General features: G+C 61.3%; 4 protein-coding genes and 1 pseudogene. 4 read left to right on the forward strand and 1 reads right to left on the reverse strand.

Annotated features, from left to right (window positions below; genetic code table 11):
- Positions 1-461: 461 nt before the first annotated feature.
- From QCE49_RS08035 to QCE49_RS08050, 4 genes are all read left to right on the forward strand, one after another.
- Complete coding sequence (locus QCE49_RS08035; RefSeq protein WP_175983165.1) at positions 462-1,676, forward strand: DUF2863 family protein; 1,215 nt, start codon at positions 462-464, stop codon at positions 1,674-1,676.
- A gap of 190 nt (positions 1,677-1,866) precedes the next feature.
- Complete coding sequence (locus QCE49_RS08040) at positions 1,867-2,673, forward strand: response regulator transcription factor (RefSeq protein WP_250460385.1); 807 nt, start codon at positions 1,867-1,869, stop codon at positions 2,671-2,673.
- Positions 2,674-2,741: 68 nt separating this feature from the next.
- Positions 2,742-3,416, forward strand: a complete 675-nt coding sequence (locus QCE49_RS08045; RefSeq protein WP_250460383.1) for a hypothetical protein — start codon at positions 2,742-2,744, stop codon at positions 3,414-3,416.
- A 147-nt stretch (positions 3,417-3,563) separates the two neighbouring features.
- Positions 3,564-4,148 (forward strand): BspC domain-containing protein, encoded by a 585-nt coding sequence (locus tag QCE49_RS08050; protein ID WP_250460381.1) that lies wholly within the window; start codon positions 3,564-3,566, stop codon positions 4,146-4,148.
- Between the two features lie 93 nt (positions 4,149-4,241).
- Here QCE49_RS08050 and QCE49_RS08055 read toward each other — a convergent pair.
- Positions 4,242-4,600 (reverse strand): annotated as a pseudogene (locus tag QCE49_RS08055) (hypothetical protein); the annotation flags it as partial.

The following is a 4,600-nucleotide window of genomic DNA, read 5'->3' on the forward strand; positions in this document are numbered from 1 at the left end:
CGATTCCGAAGAACCAGCCGCACTCGCCATCAAGCGCCCACACTTATCGGCTGTTAGTTTTTAAAGAGCACATCGCAAGACAAGCCTTACTTCAACTTCCGTCTTGCGTCGCTGCATCAGCAGCAGAGAAACGAGATTATGAAGAACGCTTCAGTTCGTGTCAACAAGAATTCGAAGTTTCTTTTTCTTGCCGATCCGCGCCCGGAGCCTTCTACAACCTACCCCCGAGCACACCGCCGATACCGCCCTCTCCCGCTTCCATCGCGTTCATCGAATCGCGAAGGAACGGAATTCTAGTGAGCGAATCCCGACTCCGCAAGGGGGATGCAAAGAAATTATCGTGGCGCTCCAAGTCACGCTGCACTCTCCTCCGATCGACGTGTTGCAACGCCGCACGATAAAAGCATCGCCCGAGCGACTACAATCAAAGGTTCACCGCACTAATTCACTCTAGTATCTATATGCGCTCGCGAATCGCAAAACGTATTCCCCCAGATGCAGACAAGCTCGTCAGCCTCTCCCTCGCGCTTTTCGCGTCCGGCAGCCGTGTCGAGGACCGCTTCTGGGAAGCTCGCCTCGACACGCTCATCGCCAAACTCGTGCGCAACGGCAATCAGACGACGCTCGACGCCGCGCTCGACCATCTGCAGCAGAATCATCCGGACGCCTACGGCGCGCTCGCCGATATGGCCGAGACGCACAGCGAGTCGTTCAGATTCGACATCGAAGGCGCACCGCATGAAGCCTTGCTCATTGCCGCGCCGGTGCTCGCGTGGACGCGCTACGCGATTCCATCGGGCTCGCTCAAAGGCGATGCCGTCGACGCACTGCGCACGCAGATGCAGGCTCATGTGCTCGCAGCCGATGCCCGGGTAGCCGTCGCGCCCTATCTGTACAGCATCGATCAGTTGCCACGCCACCATGTGGATACGTCGCGCCTCGCGCAACAGTTGCTGCAGACGGTGACGAGCGGCAGCGTCGCACGTCTGAATCTGTCGGACCTCCCGGAAACCTCGCCGATTCTCGCGGACCCGCGATTTCTATTGGCGCTGGTCGTCGTACCGGCCGGTGCGGCGTTCTTTCGCTGGCAGGAAGACGAAAACGGCAGCCGCGTGGAGCGGGGTCAATGCCTCGAACAGTGGGCCGCGCAAGGCGGACCGAGCTTCGCGGCAATTCTGCCGGGCTGCGAGTTCGAGTGCTTGCTTCCTGACGCCTACTACTCCGCCTGCCGCGACGCCGACGAGCAGGTGCGTCCGCACACCGTACGTACCGCCGTCCGATATCTGTTCGATACGCTCGGCACCGCGCCCCAGGACTTGCGCGCGGTCATCGCGGGCTTCGGCGAGCGGCGCATCGACGAATATCGCATCGGCTTTACACGTCGCGGCAGTAACGATGTGATCTACGGCGTCGTGTGGCCGCTCTATGGCCGCGAGAACGGGGAACTCGGAATGGACGAGGATCCGGTCGATCTCGAGGGCGCCAATGGACCGGTGGAAGAAATCGTCGAGTTGCTGAAGAAGACAGGTGTCTCTGACGTACGCCGCCATGCGGGACGCTTCGAACCGGAGTTCTGCGACGACTGCGGCGTGCCGCTCTATGCCGATCCGCTCGGCGAGATCGTTCACGCTGAAATGCCGGAAGACGCTGATCCTGCGCAGCCACATTTCCATTAACGATGCTCGATAGCAGCTATTTACGCCAAAAAGAACCCCGCCGCGTGCGGGGTTTTGTGTATTTATGCCTATGCCATTCGGATAGGGGGCCAAATCACCTTAAATTTGTCAACATACCGACTGGCGCCGATGCAAACCGGCGCCGAGTTCCGAAGCCGGTAGGCGACGGTGTATTGACAAGAGGTGAAGCATGATAATCAACATCATTGGTTCCGACGCAGAACGCCGGGCGGGCCTTAAAACATTGCTGCGCCGCGTTGCGCGCCAAGCGCAATTCATCGAGGCGAAGGATTGGAGACAAGCCCGTTCCGCCTTGAAGCGCTCCTCCCCTGAAATGATCGTGATCGACTGGGCGCCCGAACTGCGCACCGGCGACCTGCAGATCCTGCTCGACGACGCCCCAGATGTGCCAGCGGCCATCATGGTCGACCGTTGCGGCGCCGCGCTGGTCTACGCGCTGATGAGCGTCGGCGCAATGGGCGTGATCCCGCGCGCCCTCGATCCCATCCTGATACTCCGCGCGCTGGAGATGGTCCTCGTCGGTGGACATTACATTCCGCCGGACGTGGTCGACCCGGAACTGACGCTTGAGCTCACCACCCGCCGCATTCGAAACAGTGCCAAGCTGCCGAAGATTCGCCATCATCCGACGCTGTCACCGCGACAACAGCAAATCATGCGCTGCGTGCACATGGGCAGCACGAACAAGATGATCGCGAAGACGCTCGGTATCAGCGAAGGCACGGTGAAAATCCACCTTGCAAGTATCTTCCAGCAGCTGGGCGCGACAAATCGCGCGGCCGCGGTCGCGATCTACAACGGCGTGCAGAATTCGCATCTCGAGATTCTGCGCAGCGGAGGCGAGAAACCGGTGCGCGTCGTATCGGGCCAGCCAGGCGTGATTCCGCTGCGCCGGCCGCGGACGCGCTATCCGTCGCTTCTCGACAACGATGCGGCCGCGCTGCCGATGGCCGCCGAGCCTGAATCAACGTTCTAGCAACAAACGAGGCAAACGGGTCCGTCCTTTGCGCACACGTTTTACGCGCAACGAGTAATATGCAAGGCATGGGGTTCTTCTACACACCGCTACCGCTTTGGCTAACCGTCGGCAGCTGGATCGCCGCCGCGGGGCTGCTCGCGCTCGCAATGCTGCAGCGTCCGTTCGCTCGCCTGCAGGACGCCACGCTGCAAAACGTGTGGCTTGGCGTCATCGTCGCGATCTCGGTGCTATGGGCATGCAACGCATGGTTCAATGACGGACCCGTCATCCATCTATTGGGCGCAACGTTGATGGTCACGCTGTTCGACTGGCGGCTCGCGCTCATCGGCACGGCCGCGACCACGGGTCTCGCGGCCGTCGTGCTCGATGCATCGTGGCTGTCGGTCGCGACCACCTATCTTCTCTTCGGCGCAGTGCCCGTCGCTGTGTCGACATTGCTGCAGCGCTTGAGCAACCTATGCTTGCCCCGCAATCTCTTTACCTTCATCGCCGGACACGGGTTCATCACGTCGGCGGTTGCGGTGGCCGCCGCTTGTGGCGCGACCGTCGGGCTCGAGATGGCGCTTGCCGGCGGCCCGGTCATCGTGCCTCCGGCATTCACGCGCGGCTCGCTGCTGCTGGGCGCCGGCGAGGCGCTCTTCACGGGCCTGCTCACCATATTGATCACGGTGTACAAGCCCGCCTGGATCACCACCTATGACGTGCGCCGCTATCGCCTGGACCGCGGCCCGCGCGTCTAGGTTGCGCGAAACGTATCAATTCACTGCTACTGGCGGAGTCGGATATCGGACTCCGGGCGATGGATACGCGCACAAAGTACGATAAGATTGAACTCCCTCCCCACACGGCGCATCTTACTTGCCCGTGTCTTCTTAGCGCCAGACTTGATGGAAAGTAACTTCGCACCGCGCCGGCTCCTGCGGCTCGTCGGCCGGTTGGCGGCATGTGCATCGTTGGCATGCGCCGTGTCCGCTTTTGCCGATTCGCTCGACGAGCGCAACGAACTGATTCACCACTTCGTCACCGATTTCAAAGCCAACCCGCTCGTCGCGGATTGCGCTGCACATGGCAACTTCATCGCCAGCACGTCGTCGGCGTTCGATCACGTCGAATTTCCGCCTGCCTCGTTCGATGCCTCGCATTCCGCGATCGAGCCATGGAACGATTCGTTCGACGAGAAGAAGCAGCGAATCAAAGTGGACAACGTCGTGACCGTCGAAGGCCAAGGCATGCCGAAGGACGGCGGGAACGATCCCACTCCGCTCAAGTTCCGCTGCGGTTATGTCGGCAGTCAGATGCTCGCTTTCGGCTGGAACGATCCCGTCCCGCCATTGCGCGCGCGCGCTGAACCTCGCTCGACGCACGCCACGAAGGGCAAGCACGGCGCGAAGACGAAGGCGTCGTCGGGTAAGTCGAAGAGCACGTCGAAGTCCTCGACCAAGTCGACGAAAAAGACCACCAAGAAGCACTAGCTCCCTTCGTCCTGCGACGAAGACACGACAAAAAAGGGCGTGGCTGCATGAAGCGGCCACGCCCTTTTCACATCGGCGGCAAGTCGGCGGCGCTCAGGCGCCGAACGCCTGCAGATGCCACAGAATGGCTTGCAGCATCGATGCGCCGAGCGCCGCGCTGCGCGCGCCGTTCCAGCCGACGCTCTCGTCGGGCAGATTCGCGTTGTCCTTGAACGGCATCTCGAGCGTAAGCGACAGGCATTTATACTCGTTGCCGATGTACTTCGACGCGAGCTTGAGCGCATCTGTCTGATACTTGCTCGACTCGTAGCCGTGGACGTCCTGGAAATCCGGGCTCGCCTGCTTGAAGAAATCGACCCGCGCATGCAGCAACTCGCCGACGTCGCCGACGTTTCGTATCTTCCGCCCTCGATGCCCAAATCGGGCCTGCCGCAGGCGCTGCCCCTGCTCAG

This window comes from Caballeronia sp. LZ008 (assembly GCF_031451435.1).
Taxonomy (GTDB): domain Bacteria; phylum Pseudomonadota; class Gammaproteobacteria; order Burkholderiales; family Burkholderiaceae; genus Caballeronia; species Caballeronia zhejiangensis.

What these genes read in the sequence shown, in the direction of transcription:
- QCE49_RS08035 (WP_175983165.1), top strand. Translation starts at nt 462, where the DNA reads ATGCGCTCGCGAATCGCAAAACGTATTCCCCCAGATGCAGACAAGCTC.
- QCE49_RS08040 (WP_250460385.1), top strand. Translation starts at nt 1,867, where the DNA reads ATGATAATCAACATCATTGGTTCCGACGCAGAACGCCGGGCGGGCCTT.
- QCE49_RS08045 (WP_250460383.1), top strand. Translation starts at nt 2,742, where the DNA reads ATGGGGTTCTTCTACACACCGCTACCGCTTTGGCTAACCGTCGGCAGC.
- QCE49_RS08050 (WP_250460381.1), top strand. Translation starts at nt 3,564, where the DNA reads ATGGAAAGTAACTTCGCACCGCGCCGGCTCCTGCGGCTCGTCGGCCGG.